An 18,779-nucleotide genomic window follows, 5' to 3' on the forward strand; every position below is an offset into this window, starting at 1 on the left:
GGCATTGAATTTCACATTGGCGCTACTGCGTCTGCTGCGCCGTTACGCCCTCGTCGAAAGCAGCCTTCGTCGCAGCCCGCTCGGCTGCGGAGGCCGGCACCAGGCCGTATTCTGCCAGCGGCCCGTAAGGCCCGGCCATGTCGTCGGACAGGAAGAAATCGACATATTCCTTGAGGCCAGCGATCGCGCCGACATGGGCATTCTTGACGTAGAAATAGAGCGGCCGCGACACCGGGTATTCGCCGGATCCGACGGTTTCAAGCGTCGGCGTGACGCCGTCGATCGTCGCCACATTCAGCTTGTCCGTATTGTTGTCGTAGAAGGACAGGCCGAAGACGCCGAGCGCGGATCGATTAGCGGCCACCCGCGCCAGCGTTTCGGTGTAATCGCCGTCAATGCCCGGCGCGCGGCCATCCTTGCGCACGGCGATGCATTTTTGCTCGCCCTGCTTCTTTCCGAATTCTTCAGTAAGGAACTCGACCGCGCCCGCTTCCTCGCAGCCGACCGCCAGCACCTTTTCCTCAAAAACCTCGCGGGTGCCGTGCTTTTCGCCAGGTATATAGGCGGTGATTTCGCTGTCGGGCAGCGCCGGATTGACCTCCGACCAGCGGGTATAGGGATTTTGCACCAGCTCGCCGTCAATCACCAGTTCGGCGGCGAGCGCGTGATAGAGATCGAGCGGCGTCAGCGCCATCGGTTCCATCGCCGCGTCGGTGGCGAACACGATGCCGTCATAGCCGAACACGATCTCGGAAATGCCGGTGACGCCGTTTTTCGCGCAGTTTTCGCGCTCGCCCTCGCGCATTGGTCGCGAGGCATTGGCGATATCGATGGTGCGCGGGCCGACGCCCTTGCAGAATTCCTTGAGCCCCGCAGACGAGCCGCCCGATTCCACGATCGGCGTCTTGTAGTCGGGATAGATCTCGCCAAAGGTCTCCGCAACGATCTTGGCATAGGGCAGAACGGTGGAGGAACCGGCGATCTGGATCTGGCTGCGCGCCATCGCCGGCGCGGAGAATGCAAGCGCGGCGGAAAGCACGACGATCGGCAGAAAGAATGGCTTCATGGCTGGGCGCGCCTCTTGCGGCTTTGCAGGACCCTCTTCGGGTTGCCCCGGTTTTATGTCATTTTTACTTCAGTTTTATGACAGTCTATGCCTATGAAAACATAGGGATTTCACTTTGTCGACGCCGTCAGAACCGGACGGTGAAGGTCGTTCCCTGGCCGACTTCGGATTTGACCGAGAGCCGGGCGCGATGGCGGGTGAGGATGTGCTTGACGATGGCGAGGCCAAGGCCTGTGCCCTTCTTCGAACGGCTGTCTGCCACCGAGACGCGATAGAAGCGCTCAGTCAGCCGCGGCACATGTTCGGAGGGAATGCCGGGGCCGTGATCGACCACGGAAACCTCGGCGCCGGAGGGCGACAGCGGCTTGAGATAGACCTCGACCCTGCCGCCCTCGGAGCCGTATTTGCAGGCGTTTTCGATCAGGTTTTCGAACACTTCCACCAGTTCGTCCTTGTCGCCGTTCACCGTCACCGGCTCCTCGGGCATGAACAGGTGGATCGAAACCTCGAGTTCTTCGGCGAGCGGCAGCAGGCTGTCGCGGACATGGCCGAGCACGGCGTTGAGCGTGACCGTCTGGTCCGGCGGCAGATGTGCCTTGGCCTCCAGCCGCGACAGGCTCATGAGATCATCCACCAGCCGGCTCATCCGGGTTGCCTGATCGAGCATGATCGGCAGGAACCGCTCCTGCGCCTTCACATCATGCTTGGCCGGTCCCTGCAGCGTTTCGATATAGCCGCGCAGCGAGGCGAGCGGGGTCCTGAGCTCGTGGCTGGCATTGGCGACGAAATCGGAACGCATGCGATCGATTCTTCGCGCCTCGGAGACATCGCGCAGCACAAGCATGAATACCGGCCTTTCGGCATCGGAAACCGGGGCGCTGCGCACCAGATAGACGCGCTCGGAGGGCAGCCGCTCGGAATATTCGATCTGGTTGACCCTGCCGTTTGCCAGCGTATCGCGGATAATGTCGAGCACGCCCGGCGCGCGCATGCGCGCCGAAATGTGCGAGCCAAGCGGGAATTTTCCGAAGGTGTCGCCCGCCGAGCGGTTCTGGAACAGCACCGTGCCGTCAGGCGCCAGAAGATAGATCGCAAGGTCGATTTCATCGAGCAGGCCGGGAAGGTCGCCGAAATCGAAGGCGAGCGTGGTCTCCAGCCTGTCGGGGACAGCCTCTTCCTCAGCCGCCATCCGAGGGCGGATGCCGACAATGGCGGCAATGCAGATGACGAGCCAGGCGGCAATGACGGCGAATGTCGGCAGCGCACCATAAAAAAACGCAAGCAGCGCCACGGCCGTCGTCGCCAACAACACGAACCGCGCCGCGGCCATGCGCGAGGCAATGCCGCTCAGAATGCCTTCCACACGGTTCACCCGATGCTCCCGAAATCTCCTGAATTGCGCCTACTATACGCATTTTGTAACAGGAATATTGATGACGGGAAAATAATCGAAGGATGGCGGGGCATGACTGACAATAGCCGCATCCCTACGCTTTCCAGGGGCCTTGCAACAGCGACCTCTCCGCCCCGGAGAGGAGATTATACGTTGCAAAGCCCCACCCCACGCCCCGCTTTTCACTGTTGGAAATTCCCGAAAGCCGGCCAACATCATTGCAGCGGCCCGCCATTTCGCTATCTTCGGCCCGCCGCCCCTTCTCTTTCCGCGGCAGGCGATTGATTTTTCCCTCCGGACAGGGCACGGACAAGCCAAAGACAGGCCACAGACAGGGCGGCCAGACGAAAGGAACCCGAGATGACCAGCGCGAGTTTTGCCGAGCCGCACGTAATGGCCGACCTGATGGCCCGGATGCTGTGGGAGATCGAGGCGGTGCATTTCTCGCCCGACGAGCCCTACAAGCTCTCCTCCGGCCTCGTTAGCCCGGTCTATATCGACTGCCGCCGGCTAATCTCGTTTCCGCGCATCCGCTCCACGCTGATGGATTTCGCGGCCGCCAAGATCATGGCCGAGGCCGGTTTCGAGCAGTTCGACTGCGTGGCCGGCGGCGAGACGGCGGGCATTCCCTTCGCCGCCTTCCTCGCCGAACGCCTCGACCTGCCGATGATCTACTGCCGCAAGAAGCCGAAGGGCTATGGCAAGAACGCGCAGATCGAGGGCCATATGCCGGAAGGCGCGCGGGTGCTGGTGATCGAGGACCTGACCACGGCGGGCGGTTCGATGTTCAACTTCATCGATGCGATCCGCAATGCCGGCGGCATCGTGAACCACGGCATGGCGCTGTTCTACTATGATATTTTCGCCGAAGCCGGGAAACGTTTCGCCGATGGCGGCGTTGACCTTCATTATATCGCGACCTGGCAGAACGTTCTGGCGGTGGCGCGCGAGAAGAAACTGTTTAATGACAAGGCGCTCGATTCCGTCGCCGATTTTCTCGACCAGCCGATGGCATGGTCCAAGGCGCGCGGCGGCATTGACCAACTGCCCGCCTGACGCCGCGAACGCGATAAAACGAACTGGGAGAAGACAATGATCCTTTGCTGCGGCGAAGCCCTTATCGACATGCTGCCCCGTGAAACCACAAAGGGCGAGCCGGCGTTTTCGCCCTATGCCGGCGGCGCGGTCTGCAACACGGCGGTGGCGCTGGCCCGGCTTGGCCGGCCCACCGGCTTCTTCTCCGGCCTGTCATCGGACCTGATGGGCGACATCATCCGCGAAAAACTCGACGCCTCCAATGTCGACCATTCCTATGTCGCCACCTCCGACCGCCCCACCACGCTCGCCTTCGTCAAGCTGGTGAACGGCGCGGCGAGCTACGCCTTCTATGACGAGAACACCGCCGGCCGGATGATCACCGAGGCCGATCTGCCGAAAATCGGCGATGATTGCAGCGCCATGCATTTCGGCGCGATCAGCCTGATCCCGGAGCCCTGCGGCTCCACCTATGAGGCGCTGTTGATGCGGGAGGCGGAAAAGCGCGTGATCTCGCTCGACCCCAATATCCGCACGAGCTTCATCACCGACCCCGACAAGCACCGCGCCCGGATCGAGCGGATGGCGGCGAAAGCCGATATTCTCAAATTCTCCGACGAGGATCTCGACTGGTTCGGGCTGGAAGGTTCGCTCGACGACAAGGCCCGCCACTGGATTGCAGCCGGTGCCAGCCTCGTTGTCGTGACCCGCGGCGGCGACAGCACGATCGGCTACACCGCCACGCAGAAGGTCGAGGTGGCGAGCGAAAAGGTCGAGGTGGTCGACACTGTCGGCGCCGGCGACACGTTTGACGCCGGCATCCTCGCCTCGCTCGACCTCGCCGGCCTGCTGACCAAGGACAAGGTGAAGACGCTTTCCGCCGACGCCATCCGCGACGCCCTTGCGCTCGGCGCCAAGGCCGCCGCCGTCACCGTATCCCGCGCCGGCGCCAACCCGCCCTTCGCCCACGAAATCGGGCTTTAGAGCTTCACACCAGCCCGCGCCCCTTCAGCATTGCCTCGGGGCCGGGCATGCGGCCCCGGAAGGCTTCATAGGCCTCTTCGGGGGCGACCGAGCCGCCTTTGGTGAGGATTTCCGACTTGAGCTTGCCGGCGGTCGTCGGATCGAAGACGTTGCCCGCCTCCTCGAAGGCTTCGAACGCGTCGGCGTCGAGCACTTCGGACCACATGTAGGAATAATATCCTGCGGAATAGCCATCGCCCGAGAAGATGTGCAGGAAATGCGGGATGGCATGGCGCATCGCGATCGCCTTCGGCATGCCGATCGCGTTGAGCACGCCATCCTGGAACGCCACCGGGTCGGCCGGCGGGTGTTCTGCCGTGTGGAGGCGCATGTCGACGATCGCGCAGGCGGTGTATTCGACGGTGGCGAAGGCCTGACCGAAGGTCGCGGCGGCAAGCACCTTGTCCATCAGCGCTTGCGGCATCGGCGCGCCGGTTTCGGCGTGAAGCGCATAGGTCTTCAGCACTTCCGGCGTGGTCAGCCAGTGTTCGTAGAGCTGGGAGGGCAATTCCACGAAATCGCGGTCGACGCCGGTGCCTGAGACGGACGGATAGGTGACATCCGACAGCATGCCGTGCAGCGCATGGCCGAATTCGTGGAACAGCGTGCGGGCATCATCCAGCGACAGCAGCGCCGGCTTTCCGGCGGCGGGCTTGGCGAAATTGCAGACATTAATGACGATCGGGATTTCGCCCTGATCGCCGTTCGGCAGTGTCAGGCGGTGCTGGCTCTGCAGCGCATTCATCCAGGCGCCCGAGCGTTTCGATGTACGGTTGAAATAGTCGCCGAGGAACAGCGCGATCAAGTCATCGTCGCTATTGCGGATTTCATAGACCCGCACATCCGGATGATAGGCCTTCACATCCGGCTTCGTCACGGCGCGAATGCCGAACAGGCGCTCGGCCACAGCAAAACAGGCCTCGATAATCTTCTCGAGCTGGAGATAGGGCTTTACCTCACTCTCGGAGAAATCGAATTTCCGGGCCTTTAGCTTCTCGGCGTAATAGCGCCAGTCCCAGGCCTCGATATCGCCATTATAGCCTTCCTCCGCCGCCAGTTCGCGCAGTTCCGCTTCATCGGCGGCCGCCGCCTTCACGGCCTTTTCCCAGACATCCATCAACAGCGCGTCGACCGCTTCGGCGGTCTTGGCCATGGTATTGTCGAGCATCAGCGCGGCGAAATTCTCGTAGCCGAGGAGGGCTGCCTTTTCCGCCCTGAGCGCCAGCGTCTCCTTCATGATCGCGCGGTTGTCGTGCTCGCCGCCGGAAAGGCCGCGCGCGGTCCAGGCCTTGAACGCCTTTTCGCGCAGGTCGCGGCAGGCCGAGAGCGTGAGGAACGGCTCGACGATCGAGCGCGACAGGGTGACGGCATATTGGCCCTCGCGGCCGCGCTCGCTGGCAGCACCCGCCATCGCGTCGATCAGAAAATCGGGAAGGCCATCAAGCTCGTCTTCCTCCGTCAGAAACATCGCCCAGTCGCTCTCGTCGGCCAGCACGTTCTGGCCGAAGGCGGCGCCGAGTTCGGCAAGCCGGCGATTGACGGCGGCAAGCCGTTCCTGCTGCTCGCCCTCAAGCTGCGCCCCGGAGCGGACAAAGCCCTTCCAGTGACGTTCCAGAACGCGCAATTGCTCGCCGGTGAGCCCCAGACCATCGCGCGCCTGCCAGAGCGTGTCGATGCGCTGGAACAGCGCCTTGTTGGCGCCGATCGCGGAGTAGTGGCTGGAGAGTTTCGGCACGATCTCGCGCTCGATCTTCTGGATTTCGGGATTGGTGTCTGCCCCGGCCCTTGTGAAGAACACCGCACTGACCCGCGACAGCGCATCGCCGGAGACCTCCAGCGCATCGACCGTGTTGGCAAAGTCGGGGGCATCCGGATTGGCCGCGATCGCCTCGATCTCGCGGTCATGGTCGGCCATCGCCCACTCGAAGACCGCAATGAAATCGCCGTCCGCGATGCGGTCGAATTCGGGCAGTCCGGAAAATCCCTCCCAGCGGATGAGCGCGCTGTTGATCGTGTCGGTCATGTCGCATCGGTCCTTTCATGCTGCTGGCGGCGTAACATGTGTGTGCGGCAGACGCGGCTTCAAGGCAAGGACCTTGATTGTCTCCTGAAAAAATAGTAAGCGATGCTTATTAATATCCGATGATGAGAAATGGAATGACGAAAGCGTCAACCGAAAGGCTCGGTTTTCTTCTGAGCGATGTGGCGCGGCTGTTTCGCGCAGCCTTCGAACGCGAGATCGCAAAAAGCGGGCTCGGCGTCACGCCGGGCGAGGCGCGCGCCCTGACCCGCATTGCCGCCAGCAACGGCGTGCGCCAAAGCGAGATCGCGGTGGCGCTCGGCATCGAACCGATGACGCTGTCGCGCTATGTGGACGGGCTGGAAAAGGCCGGCCTGATCGAGCGCCGCGTCGATCCGAAGGACGGGCGCGCCAGATGCGTATCGATGACGGAAAAGGGCAAGGTCGTGCTCGCAGACATCCGCGCTCATTCCGACGATCTGGTGGCGCGCCTGCAGGCGGACCTTCCCGAAAGCGACAGGCAGGCGCTTTTCCGGGCGCTCAGGACCATGCGCGACAATTTCGCGCGCCTTTGAAAGATGACACAAGGATGAGTCACCCCAACCCAACCCGGCCGTTGATGAGCGAAGGGCGCACAAGCGTGCTGGGCGCGGCGCTCTCCATGCTCGGGCCGATTTCGCTGTCGCTCTATACGCCCGCCATGCCGGCGCTGACGCAGGCGCTTGCCACAACCGATGGCGCGATCAAGCTTTCGCTGTCGCTCTATTTCGGCGGTTTCGCCTTCGCCATGCTCGCCACCGGCCCGCTGTCGGATGCGTTCGGGCGGCGGCGTACGGTCGTGTGGTTCCTGGCGCTCTATCTGCTCGGCAGCATCCTCGCCGCCTTCGCGGGCAGCGTGTCGATGCTGTTGGCTGGCCGCCTGATACAGGGCATCGGCGCATCGGTGGGGCTCACCGTCGGCCGCGCGATCGTGCGCGACCAGTTCACCGGCGAGCCGGCCTCGCGAATCCTCAACATGCTCGGCATCATGCTGGCCACCGGACCCGCGATCGCGCCCACCATCGGCGGCATCATCCTTTCGCTCGTCGGCTGGAAGGCGATCTTCGTCGCCATGATTGGCTTCGGCCTCACGCTCGGTGCGCTGGTGCTTCTCTTGATGCCGGAGACCGGAAAGCCGGATCGCGCCAAGGCCCGGCCGCTGCCGTTGCTCAAGGCCTATGGCCGGCTGTTGCGCAGCCAGCACTTCATGGCCTCGTCGCTGATCATCGCCGCTTCCACCGGTTCACTTTACGCGCTCGCCTCGATCCTGCCCTTCGTGATGATCAATGTTGCCGGCCTCACGCCCTCGCAATTCGGCCTCGGCATGCTGATGCAGACCGGCTGCTATTTCTCCGGCTCGGTAGTCTTCCGGATTTTGCTGCGCTGGTTTACCTCGCGCGCCCAGGTCGGGTTCGGCCTGTTATTCGTCGCCCTCGGCGCGGTTTCACTCGCCATTTCCACGGAGGTTCTGCCGATCTCCTATCTTTCGGTCATGCTGCCGGTCGGCTGCTTCGCCTTCGGCATCGCCTTCCTGATGCCCTATATCACCAATGCCGCGCTGCTGCCCTTTCCCGATATCGCCGGCTCCGCCTCGGCGATGATGGGCTTCATGCAGATGGGCTCGGGCCTCGTCACCGGCATGATCGCCGCCGCCCTCGGCTCGCCCGTGCTCGCCATGCAGATCATGGTGCCGGCCATGGGCGCAATTGCGGTCGCCTGCTATCTCTGGCTGCGCCTGATCGAAAGGCGAGAGCCGGCATCGCCGGAAATCCGGGAGCCCTCCGAACAGCCCACCGCCGGCGACGACTGGAACAAGGACCCCCAGCGTTCCGCAGCAATGAAATAGCGGATACTTCGCCTTTTACTGGTATTTATAGCGCAAGCTCTCTAAGGTTGAGGTTGTCATTCCGGGGGCACAGACCATGTTGCGCAATGCGCTCGGTTTCATGCGGGCCAATGTCAGGTTCTTTGCGATCGTGATCGTCGCGACGGCGGTTCTTCCCGCGCTCGCGCCCGCCGCCATCGCGAGCCTGCTGGAGATCGTCGCAAGCAGCGCGGTTCTCTTTCTCATCTACAGGCGGCTCCTGCGACAGGCCTCCTTGAACCCCTTCAGCCCCGGCGCGGGGGTCGCGCCTGCGGAACTGTTCGGCTTCGTCTGGCGCGATCTTGTCATCGTGGCCATATCGGTGGCCATTCCAATCCTGCTGCTTCTGGCCGTGACCCTTGTCGATCTGACGAATGTGAACGTCAGCATCGCCCTGATCTACGGGGGTACCGTGCTTCTCGAGCTTTCCGCGGTCTGGGGTATTGCCTATTTCGGCACATGGCTCCCGGCATATGTCTATGGTGAAAACCCGACATTCCGGGCAGCGCGAAAGCGCGGTCAGGCGAGTTTCGGCTCGCTTGCTTGGCGGTTCACGCTCTTATCGCTGGGGGTGCTCGCCATCGGTTTCGCGCTCGTCCAGATTGACAGCCCGCTCGGACTTTCCGATGCGACATGGCTTCACTGGCTCGTCATCATCCCGATCACCGGCGCCATCAACTGGTTCGTCAGTGTCTATATCGCCGTGGCGCTGTGCCAGGTCTATCTGACGCTCGAAAAGATCGTCTGACGCCGTCGGGGTGAGGTCCCCGGAGGCGAGGTCGACGAGGCAACTGGGTCGCCGCCTCGTCTTGCAAGATTGCTCACATCCGGTCGCGCTTGGCGAGCGTGCGCAGACGCAGCGAATTGAGCTTGATGAAGCCGGCGGCGTCTTTCTGGTCGTAGGCGCCGTGGTCGTCCTCGAAGGTGACGAGGGCTTCGGAGTAGAGCGATTTGTCGCTCTCGCGGCCGATGACCATGACATTGCCCTTGTAGAGCTTCAGCGTCACCTCGCCTTCGACATGCTCCTGGCTCTTGTCGATCGCGGCCTGCAGCATCGCCCGTTCCGGCGAGAACCAGAAGCCATAATAGATCAGCTCGGCATATTTCGGCATCAGCTCGTCCTTGAGGTGCGCCGCACCCCGGTCAAGCGTGATGCTCTCGATCGCGCGGTGGGCGGCGAGCAGGATGGTGCCGCCGGGGGTCTCGTAGACGCCGCGCGACTTCATGCCGACGAAGCGGTTTTCGACCAGATCAAGCCGGCCGATGCCGTTGTCGCGGCCGTAATCGTTGAGCTTTGCGAGGATCGTCGCCGGGCTCAGGCGCTCGCCATTGATCGAAACGGCATCGCCCTTCTCAAACCCGACCTTGATGATGGTCGCCTTGTCGGGGGCGGCTTCCGGCGAGACCGTGCGCATATGCACATATTCCGGGGCTTCGATCGCCGGGTCTTCCAGCACGCGACCTTCGGAGGAGGAATGCAGCAGGTTGGCGTCGACCGAGAACGGCGCTTCGCCGCGCTTGTTCTTGGCGATCTGGATCTGGTGGCTTTCGGCGAATTCCAGAAGATCGGTCCGGCTCTTGAACGACCAGTCGCGCCACGGCGCGATGATCTTGATGTCCGGGTTCAGCGCATAGGCCGACATTTCGAAGCGGACCTGGTCATTGCCCTTGCCGGTGGCGCCGTGAGCAATGGCATCCGCACCGGTCTTCTCGGCGATCTCGATCAGGTGCTTGGAGATCAGCGGCCGGGCGATCGAGGTGCCGAGCAGGTAGACGCCCTCATAGACGGCATTGGCGCGGAACATCGGGAACACGAAATCGCGCACGAATTCCTCACGCACATCCTCGATGAAGATTTCCTTCACGCCCGCCTGTTCGGCTTTCAGGCGCGCCGGTTCCAGCTCCTCGCCCTGGCCGAGATCGGCGGTGAAGGTGACGACTTCAGCGCCGAGTTCGGTCTGCAGCCATTTCAGGATGATCGAGGTGTCGAGTCCGCCGGAATAGGCGAGCACGACCTTCTTGACGTCTTTGTGCGTTGCCATGTGAGTTCAGGTCCATATCGCGTTTTGAATGTGTGAGCCGTTTTAGCGGCTTTGCGCGGCCACGCAAGGAAAACCGTGGCGAAGCGCCGCGCGCGCCGGACGATTTGCGCATTGACATGCCGTTTCATCTGCCAAAAAGTCTTCCGGGAAACAAACCGCGCGCCCTGGCGACTTGGCAAAAGGCGGAAAACGGGAGGATATCATGAGCCAGCATCCGGCACTCAAAGCGGGCAATTCCGCTGTCATTACCGGCGGCGCATCCGGCATCGGCCTTGCCGCCGCCAAGGCCTTTATCGACCTCGGCATGAATGTGATGATCGCCGACCTGAAGGGCGAGCGGCTGAAGCGGGCCGGCAACGAACTGGCGGAGCTTGCCGAAAAGAAGGGCGTGAAAGCCCTGGCGCATGCGACCGACGTCTCCGATCTGTCGGAACTGGAGGAGCTTGAGCGCGCCGCCAACCGCGCCTTCGGCAATATCCATGTGCTGATGAACAATGCAGGCATCCAGCCCGGCACCGCCATATTCGGCAAGCAGATGCCTTGGGACCGGATCATCGGCGTCAATCTTACGGGCGTCATCAACGGCACCCGCATCTTCGCGCCCGAGATGCGCGCCCATGGCGAGCCGGCAGTGATCATCAATACCGGCTCCAAGCAGGGCATCACCACGCCCCCCGGCAACCCGGCCTACAATGTCGCCAAGGCCGGGGTGAAGGCGTTCACCGAGGCGCTGCAGCACGAACTGCGCAATATCGAGGGCTGCAAACTCGAGGCGCATCTGCTGATCCCCGGCTTCGTGTTCACGCCGCTGACCGCCAATGGCCGCGACGAAAAGCCGAAGGGCGCCTGGACGCCGAAACAGACCGTCGAGTTCATGCTGAAAAGCCTGGAGGCGGGCGATTTCTACATTCTGTGCCCCGATGGCGAGGTCGATCGCGCCACCGACGAGAAGCGGATGATGTGGGCGATCGGCGACATCGTCGAAAACCGCCCGCCGCTGTCGCGCTGGCATCCCGATTACGGCGAGGCCTTCAAGGCCTATCTGAACGGGAACAGCGATGGCCATTGACGAGGAACTGAGCGCCAGGGTTCGCGATCGTCTCGAAGGGCTGGAAGGGCTCGGTGAGAAGAAGATGTTCGGCGGGCTCTGCTTTCTGGTGAACGGCCACATGGTGGTCGCCGCCAGCCGGCGCAACGGCGAAGGCCGCTTCCTGTTCCGCATCGGCAAGGAAAACGCCGATGCAGCCGCGAAACTTGGACAGTCCGAGCCGATGGTCCATGGCGGCCGAAAAATGTCCGGCTTCTATTACGTCGATGCCGACGACGTCAGTGATACCCATTTCGAGGAATGGATGTCGATCGCGGTGGAGAACGCCTACTCGCTGCCGCCGAAGGCATAGATGACCGGGATGTAGACGCATTGTCGACGCCGCGGCCCTTGTCCCGACGGCTTCATCCTCTCATATTGCCGAAAGCATCGCCCGAGCCGCGATGCGTCAGCAGGAGCGTTCTTCCATGTATACCGGCATCGTCCAGGCCGTCCGGCCGCTTTCCGACATCACCGCCTATCCCGGCGGCAAGACCTTCACGGTGGCCTTCACCGATGAACTGCTGGAGGGGCTGAAGCTCGGCGCGAGCGTGAATATCGAGGGCGTCTGCCTGTCGGTCACCGGGATTTCCGGCAACGACGTCACCTTCGACGCCATGAATGCCACGCTGGAGCGCACCAATCTCGGCGCGCTTGCCACAGGCGACGGCGTCAATCTGGAACGCTCGGCCAAGATGACCGACGAGAACGGCGGCCACGTGATCGCCGGCCATGTGGCGACAACCGCCACCGTGGAGGCAATCAGCACCGCGGAGGAACGGGCCTTCATCCGCTTCCGCGTGCCGGCAGAATGGGCGAAATACATCTTCCCGCGCGGGTTCCTGGCGGTCAACGGCTGCAGCCTGACGGTGGCGGAGGTCGAGGACAACCTGTTCACCATCAACCTGATCCCGGAAACGCTGCGCCAGACCACATTCTCCCGCTACAGGCCCGGCGACCTCCTGAACATCGAGGTGGATCACCAGACCATGGTGCTGGTCGACGTCATCGAACGCACCGTCTCACGCGTCCTGCCGGGGCTGGTTGCAGGGCGCTGACCGGACAAGCGGAATTTTCAGCTACAATGGGCAAACCGGCCGAAGGCGCCGCGTGAGAAGATCAGCGGTTCGCCTTCGCCGTGGGCGGCGCGCAGCACGCGGCCGACGACGATGGTGTGATCGCCGGCGTCATGGGCATCGGCGCGGGCGCATTCGAACCGGGCCAGCGTGCCCGCAAGCACCGGCACGCCCTCTTCGTTCAGATGATGGGCGAGGCCTTCGAACGCCGCTCCGCCGCGGGTGAAGCGGGCGGAAAGGTCGTGCTGGTCGGCCTTCAGCACATGGATGGCGAAATGGCGCGCCCCGGCAAACAGGTCGTGGCGGCGCGAAGACTTGGCCGGCGACCACAGCACCAGCGGCGGATCGAGCGAGACCGAGGCGAAACTGTTGACCGTCATGCCCTGCGGCCCGGCATCGCCCTGCAGCGTGACCACGGTGACCCCGGTCGAAAACGCGCCCAGCGCATGGCGATAGCGGCGGTTGTCGGTCGGGTCGGGCACGAACACACTGTCTTTTGCAAACGCCATCTGGTGCACTGTCATTCTCCATGTCTTGCCGCATTTTCGCGGACGTCCGGCGTGACTGCGAAATGCGCTATGGAACCTCGTATCCGCGCGCGGTCTCGAACAGCGCGAACCAGTCCTGGCGGTCGAGCTCGACCTTCTCGGCATCGGAAATCGCGGCAATGCGGTCGAGATTGTTGGTACCGAGCACGGGCAGGATATTGGCGGGATGCGCCAGCAGCCACGCGATCGCGACGGCGGAGGCATCGACGCCGAAGCGCTTGCCGATCGTCTCCAGCGCGGCAAGCAGCGGTGCGCTGGCTTCGACAAACAGCCGGCCGCCGCCAAGCGGCGACCATGCCATGACCGGCAACTTGCGCTCCTGCAGGAAGGCGAGGTCGCCATTGGTGAAGGGATCGGTCGCCAGCAGGCCCAGTTCGATCTGGTTGGTGGCGAGCCAGGTTTCCATATTGGCCTGCAGCAGGGTGAAATCATGCGGGCGGAAATTGGAAACGCCGGCGGCAAGGATCTTGCCGTCGGCCACCAGATCGTCCAGCACCCGGCCGGTCTCCTCCGGATCGATCATCGGATCGGGACGGTGGATCAGCAGGAGGTCGACATGATCGGTTCCCATGTCCCGAAGTGAGGCCTCAACCGAGGCGCGGATATGCTGCGCCGAGGTGTCGTAATGCTTCACCCGCTTGGCCGAATGCCGGCCCATGGGCGCGACGATGCCGCATTTGGTGACGATCTCGATCCTGTCGCGCAGGCCGGGCGAAGCCTTCAGCGCGCCGCCGAGAACCGCCTCAGCGGTGTAGCCGCCATAGATATCGGCATTGTCCATGGTGGTGATACCCTGCGCCAGGCACGCCTCCACCTTGGCCTGAACGGTCGCCGGCGACGTCTCGCCCTCGGCAATCCGCCACATGCCGTAGACCAGACGGCTGAAACTCAAATCCTTCGCAATATCGACCCGCTGCATCAATGCCTCTCTCCAACGCCGAGCGGCGTTGCCGGTGTGGTTTCTGGTACCCGGCCATATACATGGGGCAGCGAGCAGGTCTCAAGCGCAGGCAGGACCTTTGTTCCGAAATGGTCGGCCTCGTCGAGATGCGGATAGCCGGAGAGAATGAAGGCGCGGATGCCCATCTCGCGATATTCGGCAAGCTTCGACAGCACCTGATCGGTGGAGCCGACCAGCGCTGCCCCACAGCCCGAACGCGCCCGGCCGATGCCGGTCCAAAGACCGGGCTCGACATAGCCGAACTGGTCGGCAAGTTCGCGCGCGCGGGCCTGATGCGAGACGCCGAGCGAGGCGGCGTCATGGGCCCGGTCGCGGATCAGCCTTCCATATTCGTCATCAAGCTTCGAGACCAGATGATCGGCATATTCCCGCGCTTCCTTCTCGGTATCGCGCACGATCACATGGACCCTGAGACCGTAATCCAGCGTACGGCCGTGGGCTGCGGCGCGTTCATGAACCGCCTTCATCCGTTCGGCGAGCTGGTCCTTGGTCTCCGGCCACATCAGATAGACATCGCATTGCGCGCCGCACAGTTCCAGCGCATCCGGCGAATAGCCGCCGAAATAGAGCAGCGGCCCGCCATTTTGCTGGTAGGGCCGCGCGGGCTCGGTCGTCACGTTCTTAAACTTGTAGATCTCGCCGTCGTAATTGATTTCGTCGCGGGTCCAGGCTTGACGCAATATCTCCACCACCTCATGGCTGCGGCGGTAGCGATAGGCGCTGTCAGCCTCCTCGCCCGGAAAATTCGAGGAGATCACGTTCAGCGTCAGCCGGCCCTTCAGCATGTGATCGAGGGTGGCGACCGTGCGCGCCAGCATGATCGGCTGCATCTCGCCGCAGCGGATCGCCGCCAGAAAGTTGATCTTTTCAGTAATGGGCGCGCATCCCGCCACGAAACTCAACGTGTCCTGCCCCACCTGATAGGAGGACGGGCAGAGGATGTTGCGGAAGCCGTGGCCTTCCGCCCTCTTCACGATATCGGAACAATGGTCGAAGGATGAGCGAAGGCTGCCGTCCGGCACGCCGAGATAGGCGTAATCATCCGAACACAGCGCGGAAAACCACGAGACTTCGGCAGCGTTCAGTTCGGCGGATGTGACGGGCACGACGGACATGCGTTTCTCCCAATTTTTTGCTTGCGTATCATCAAATTTTTAGTAAATCAATAGTGTATCAATTTTGAGGTGACGATGAAATCCCGCAATGATGGCAGCCTTCCGGTCTATCTGCAGATCGTGGAACTGATCGTGCGCGATCTGGCGGCCGGTCGGCTGGTCGATGGCGAAAAGCTCGCGCCCGAGCGCAAGCTTGCCGCCGAGCTGAATGTCGCGGTCGGCACGCTGCGCAAGGCGCTCAACGAACTGGAAACGCGCGGCCTGCTGGAGCGCCGCCAGGGCTCCGGCAATTACGTGCGCGCGATCGCCGATCCGGCGAGCGTCTACACTATGTTCCGGCTGGAACTGATCGAAGGCGGCGGCCTCCCGACGGCAACGGCGATTTCGGTGGACCTTATGGAAAAGCCGGCGGATTTGCCGGCGTTCGGCGCCTCGGCGAGGGCCCACCGCATCCGCCGCCGCCGCTTCGTCGGCAAGAAATTCGCGGCGCTTGAGGAAATCTGGCTCGACGCCGCCTATGCCGAGACGCTCACCATGACCGATCTTTCCGAAAGCCTCTATCTCCATTACCGCACCCGGCTGGGGCTCTGGATCACGCGGGCCGAGGACCGGATCGGGCTTGGCCGGGTGCCGGACTGGGCCCCGGATGATTTTGGGCTCGCGTCCAGCGCACCCGTTCCCGAGGTGCAACGCATCTCCTTCGACCGGGACGGCGAGAAGGCGGAATTTTCATACACATGGTTCGACCCGGCGGTGGCGCGTTATGTCGCGCGGCTCAAATAGGAGGGGCTGAGGTGAAGGCAATTTACGGCATTATCGGCTGCGGCATGATGGGCCAGGAGCATCTGCGCAATATCGCGCTTCTGCCTGACGCGGAAATCGGCGCGATCTTCGAGCCCAATCCGGAAATGCGCGCGAAAGCGGCAGCACTCGCCCCGCAGGCAAGGCTTTGCGACAGCCTCGCCGATCTGCTCGCGGTGGAGGCGATCAACTGCCTGCTGATCGCAAGCCCCAACCACCTGCACCTGTCGCAAATGGAGGAGATCGCCCGCACGCGGCCGCTGCCGCTGATGGTGGAAAAGCCACTTTTTACCGACCCCGGCGACACCGCCCGGGTGACCGCCTTCAAGGCAAGTTATCCCGCGCCTGTCTGGGTGGCGATGGAATACCGCTACATGCCGCCGATCGCGCGGCTTGTAAGCGAGGCGGACAGCGTGACCGGCGGCGTGCGGATGCTGACCATCCGCGAACATCGCTTTCCGTTTCTAAACAAGGTGGGCAACTGGAACCGGTTCAACCGCTATTCCGGCGGCACGCTGGTGGAGAAATGCTGCCATTTCTTCGACCTGATGCGGCTGGTGATGAAAAGCGATCCCGTGCGGATCATGGCGAGCGGCGGTCAGGCCTTCAACCATCGTGACGAGATGATCGACGGCCATGAGCGGCCGGATGTCTGGGACCATGCCTATGTGATCGTCGATTTCGCCTCCGGAACCCGCGCGGCGCTGGAGCTTTGCATGTTCGCCGAGGGCTCGCGGTTTCAGGAAGAGATTTCCGCGATCGGGCCGAACGGCAAGATCGAATGCCATGTGCCCGGCCCGACCCGCTTCTGGCCCGCCCATCTCGGCGCGCCGCCGGAAGCCCGCATGGCCTATTCTCCGCGCCATCCCAAGGACCCGCGCGAGGTCGGGATCCCGGTTGATCCAACGCTTCTGATGGCGGGCGACCACAACGGCTCGACCTTCTACCAGCACCAGAGTTTTGTCGCCGCGATCGCCGGTTCGCGGCCGGTGGAGGTGAGCCTGGAGGATGGCTGGTGGGCTGTTGCCATGGGCCACGCCGCCCAGCAATCGGCCATGAGCGGCCACGCGGTGAAGCTCGAAGGCGACCATTTCAGGGTCCAGACTTGATAAAAGGCAAGAAATTCAACACCAAAGCGATCGTTCCGTTGCGCATGACGCACCTTCAAACTGGACGGCAACACAAGAACCGCTGTAGCATGCCGACGAGCACGAAACAGCGGACGCAAAACGATGGGTCGCCTACCCCTGAACCTGACCCTGGGCCCGACAGACCAGCCCAGGGATGCCGTCGACATCATCCTTGAGACGGTGCGCAAGCATTTTGACATGGAGGTCGCCTATCTTTCCGAGATCGTCGATGGCCAGTCGGTTTTCCGCGCCGTCAGCGCGCCGGGTTTCGAGGCGCTTATCAGCCCGGGATCGGTCATCCCGCTTTCCGAGGTCTATTGTCAGCACATTCTCGACGGCGTGTTGCCGAACCTGATGACCGACACCAGCCAGCACCCGGTGGCGGTGGCCATGCCGATCACGCACAACGTGCCGATCGGCGCGCATATGAGCCTGCCGGTCTACCGCGACAACGGCGAGGTATACGGCATGCTTTGCTGCCTGCGCACCACCCCGCATGAAAGCCTCGGCGAACGTGACCTTGCGGTGATGGAGACCTTTGCCGGGCTTGCCGGCAACCAGATCAATGACGGCCTGCGCCGCCGCGCCGAGATCGCCGATATCAATGCCCGCCTGGACAGCGCGCTTGCCGCGGACGGCTTCAGGATCGTGTTGCAGCCGGTGGTGGATCTTGAAACCCTGCGGCCGATCAAGTTCGAGGCGCTGTCGCGGTTTGCCGGCGGCGGGCCTCCCAATATCTGGTTCGAGGAGGCCCGGCAGGTGGGCCGCCAGGTCGAGCTCGAGATAGCGGCCATTGAAAAAGCCCTGGCACTGCTCGGCGACATCCCGCAGGAAATGGCGATCGGCTTCAACGCCTCGCCGCAGACCATTACCAGCGACGCTCTGCTTGACGCGATCGGCCATATACCGCCGGAGCGGCTTGTGGTGGAGATCACCGAGCACGACGTGGCGGAGGATTTCAACGAACTCGCAACCGCGCTCGAAGGTCTGCGTCGGCGGGGCATACGCACCGCCGCCGATGATGTCGGCGCCGGGTTCTCCGGCCTGATCGCGCTTTTGCGCATGCGGCCGGATATTCTCAAGCTCGACATCGAACTGGTGCGCGACATCAACGCCAACCTCGCCAAACAGGCGCTGGTCCTCGGCATGGTCGACTTCGCCCGCAAGACCGGCGCGCTCACCATCGCCGAAGGCGTGGAAACCGAAGAGGAATACGCAACCCTGCTCCGCCTCAAGGTCGATCTGGGCCAGGGCTACCTGTTCGGCAGACCGATGGACATCGGCGGTGCGCAGGAATGGCTGGCGGAAAGAAGCTAAAGACTATCGACACAACTGCGCCGCAACGGTTTCCCGTGGCGGCGCGTTCTGCCTGGCGTTTTCAACCTTCACCGAGGTCGTGTTCATTATGGATCAGCTCAAGCGCGCCGTAGAGGCGGACCGCCGCCGTGCTGTACCCAAGCTTCATGGCAAGATCCAAAGTGGATTCTATGGATCGCACCATCCGTATTTTCTTTGATTCCGAAATCAGCAAGCGGCCAATGCGCTCCTGATTTTCCGCACTGATATCATGCATTCCCTC

19 protein-coding genes are annotated in these 18,779 nt (G+C 62.8%); 11 read left to right on the top strand and 8 right to left on the bottom strand.

Annotated elements, in window-relative coordinates; genetic code table 11:
• Nucleotides 1-22 precede the first annotated feature (22 nt).
• Both V6766_RS03340 and phoR read right to left on the bottom strand, forming a co-directional pair.
• A complete protein-coding gene (locus V6766_RS03340; protein ID WP_448463575.1) occupies nt 23-1,066 on the bottom strand; it encodes a substrate-binding domain-containing protein in 1,044 nt (347 codons plus the stop codon).
• 127 nt (nt 1,067-1,193) lie between these two features.
• Nucleotides 1,194-2,429, bottom strand: coding sequence for a phosphate regulon sensor histidine kinase PhoR (gene phoR, locus V6766_RS03345; protein ID WP_448463910.1), 1,236 nt, complete (start codon nt 2,427-2,429; stop codon nt 1,194-1,196).
• A gap of 390 nt (nt 2,430-2,819) precedes the next feature.
• Here phoR and V6766_RS03350 point away from each other — a divergent pair, with 390 nt between their 5' ends.
• A complete protein-coding gene (locus V6766_RS03350) occupies nt 2,820-3,515 on the top strand; it encodes an orotate phosphoribosyltransferase (RefSeq protein ID WP_448463577.1) in 696 nt (231 codons plus the stop codon).
• 36 nt (nt 3,516-3,551) lie between these two features.
• Nucleotides 3,552-4,478, top strand: a complete 927-nt coding sequence (locus V6766_RS03355; RefSeq protein ID WP_448463579.1) for a carbohydrate kinase family protein — start codon at nt 3,552-3,554, stop codon at nt 4,476-4,478.
• A gap of 4 nt (nt 4,479-4,482) precedes the next feature.
• Here the strand turns inward: V6766_RS03355 and V6766_RS03360 are convergent, their stop codons facing one another.
• Nucleotides 4,483-6,540, bottom strand: a complete 2,058-nt coding sequence (locus V6766_RS03360; protein ID WP_448463581.1) for a M3 family metallopeptidase — start codon at nt 6,538-6,540, stop codon at nt 4,483-4,485.
• 134 nt (nt 6,541-6,674) lie between these two features.
• Here V6766_RS03360 and V6766_RS03365 point away from each other — a divergent pair, with 134 nt between their 5' ends.
• From V6766_RS03365 to V6766_RS03375, 3 genes are all read left to right on the top strand, one after another.
• A complete protein-coding gene (locus V6766_RS03365) occupies nt 6,675-7,112 on the top strand; it encodes a MarR family winged helix-turn-helix transcriptional regulator (RefSeq protein WP_448463583.1) in 438 nt (145 codons plus the stop codon).
• Nucleotides 7,113-7,126: 14 nt separating this feature from the next.
• Nucleotides 7,127-8,422 carry a multidrug effflux MFS transporter gene (locus V6766_RS03370; protein ID WP_448463585.1) on the top strand — a complete coding sequence of 432 codons (1,296 nt, stop codon included), beginning with the start codon at nt 7,127-7,129 and terminating at the stop codon, nt 8,420-8,422.
• Between the two features lie 76 nt (nt 8,423-8,498).
• Nucleotides 8,499-9,188, top strand: a complete 690-nt coding sequence (locus V6766_RS03375; RefSeq protein WP_448463587.1) for a hypothetical protein — start codon at nt 8,499-8,501, stop codon at nt 9,186-9,188.
• Between the two features lie 73 nt (nt 9,189-9,261).
• Here the strand turns inward: V6766_RS03375 and V6766_RS03380 are convergent, their stop codons facing one another.
• Nucleotides 9,262-10,482: an argininosuccinate synthase gene (locus V6766_RS03380; RefSeq protein WP_448463589.1), complete on the bottom strand. Its 1,221-nt coding sequence runs from the start codon at nt 10,480-10,482 to the stop codon at nt 9,262-9,264.
• A gap of 202 nt (nt 10,483-10,684) precedes the next feature.
• Here V6766_RS03380 and V6766_RS03385 point away from each other — a divergent pair, with 202 nt between their 5' ends.
• The 3 genes from V6766_RS03385 (at nt 10,685) to V6766_RS03395 (ending at nt 12,627) form a co-directional block, all read left to right on the top strand.
• A complete protein-coding gene (locus V6766_RS03385) occupies nt 10,685-11,551 on the top strand; it encodes an SDR family NAD(P)-dependent oxidoreductase (protein ID WP_448463591.1) in 867 nt (288 codons plus the stop codon).
• On the top strand, nt 11,541-11,882 hold the full coding sequence (locus V6766_RS03390; protein WP_448463593.1) for a TfoX/Sxy family protein: 342 nt from the start codon (nt 11,541-11,543) through the stop codon (nt 11,880-11,882). Before V6766_RS03385 ends, V6766_RS03390 begins: the two co-directional genes overlap by 11 nt.
• A 115-nt stretch (nt 11,883-11,997) precedes the next feature.
• On the top strand, nt 11,998-12,627 hold the full coding sequence (locus V6766_RS03395) for a riboflavin synthase subunit alpha (RefSeq protein WP_448463595.1): 630 nt from the start codon (nt 11,998-12,000) through the stop codon (nt 12,625-12,627).
• Nucleotides 12,628-12,644: 17 nt separating this feature from the next.
• On the opposite strand, the gene V6766_RS03400 is transcribed toward V6766_RS03395, so the two are convergent.
• The 3 genes from V6766_RS03400 to V6766_RS03410 are packed head-to-tail and all read right to left on the bottom strand — an operon-like array spanning nt 12,645 to nt 15,269.
• Nucleotides 12,645-13,169 carry a flavin reductase family protein gene (locus V6766_RS03400; RefSeq protein ID WP_448463597.1) on the bottom strand — a complete coding sequence of 175 codons (525 nt, stop codon included), beginning with the start codon at nt 13,167-13,169 and terminating at the stop codon, nt 12,645-12,647.
• 52 nt (nt 13,170-13,221) lie between these two features.
• Nucleotides 13,222-14,112: an aldo/keto reductase gene (locus V6766_RS03405; protein ID WP_448463599.1), complete on the bottom strand. Its 891-nt coding sequence runs from the start codon at nt 14,110-14,112 to the stop codon at nt 13,222-13,224.
• Nucleotides 14,112-15,269 carry an LLM class flavin-dependent oxidoreductase gene (locus V6766_RS03410; protein ID WP_448463601.1) on the bottom strand — a complete coding sequence of 386 codons (1,158 nt, stop codon included), beginning with the start codon at nt 15,267-15,269 and terminating at the stop codon, nt 14,112-14,114. The genes V6766_RS03405 and V6766_RS03410 overlap by 1 nt, the downstream gene beginning before the upstream one ends.
• 75 nt (nt 15,270-15,344) lie before the next feature.
• On the opposite strand from V6766_RS03410, the gene V6766_RS03415 reads away from it, so the two are divergent.
• The 3 genes from V6766_RS03415 to V6766_RS03425 all read left to right on the top strand — a co-directional run bounded on the left by V6766_RS03415 (nt 15,345) and on the right by V6766_RS03425 (nt 18,517).
• Entirely contained in the window at nt 15,345-16,052 is a 708-nt protein-coding gene (locus V6766_RS03415) for a GntR family transcriptional regulator (RefSeq protein ID WP_448463603.1), read from the top strand.
• An 11-nt stretch (nt 16,053-16,063) separates the two neighbouring features.
• Nucleotides 16,064-17,179 (top strand): Gfo/Idh/MocA family protein, encoded by a 1,116-nt coding sequence (locus tag V6766_RS03420; protein WP_448463605.1) that lies wholly within the window; start codon nt 16,064-16,066, stop codon nt 17,177-17,179.
• Between the two features lie 123 nt (nt 17,180-17,302).
• A complete protein-coding gene (locus V6766_RS03425; RefSeq protein ID WP_448463607.1) occupies nt 17,303-18,517 on the top strand; it encodes a sensor domain-containing phosphodiesterase in 1,215 nt (404 codons plus the stop codon).
• A 61-nt stretch (nt 18,518-18,578) separates the two neighbouring features.
• On the opposite strand, the gene V6766_RS03430 is transcribed toward V6766_RS03425, so the two are convergent.
• Nucleotides 18,579-18,773 carry a hypothetical protein gene (locus V6766_RS03430; RefSeq protein ID WP_448463609.1) on the bottom strand — a complete coding sequence of 65 codons (195 nt, stop codon included), beginning with the start codon at nt 18,771-18,773 and terminating at the stop codon, nt 18,579-18,581.
• Nucleotides 18,774-18,779 lie beyond the last annotated feature (6 nt).

It is taken from the genome of Martelella sp. AMO21009, assembly GCF_053484295.1.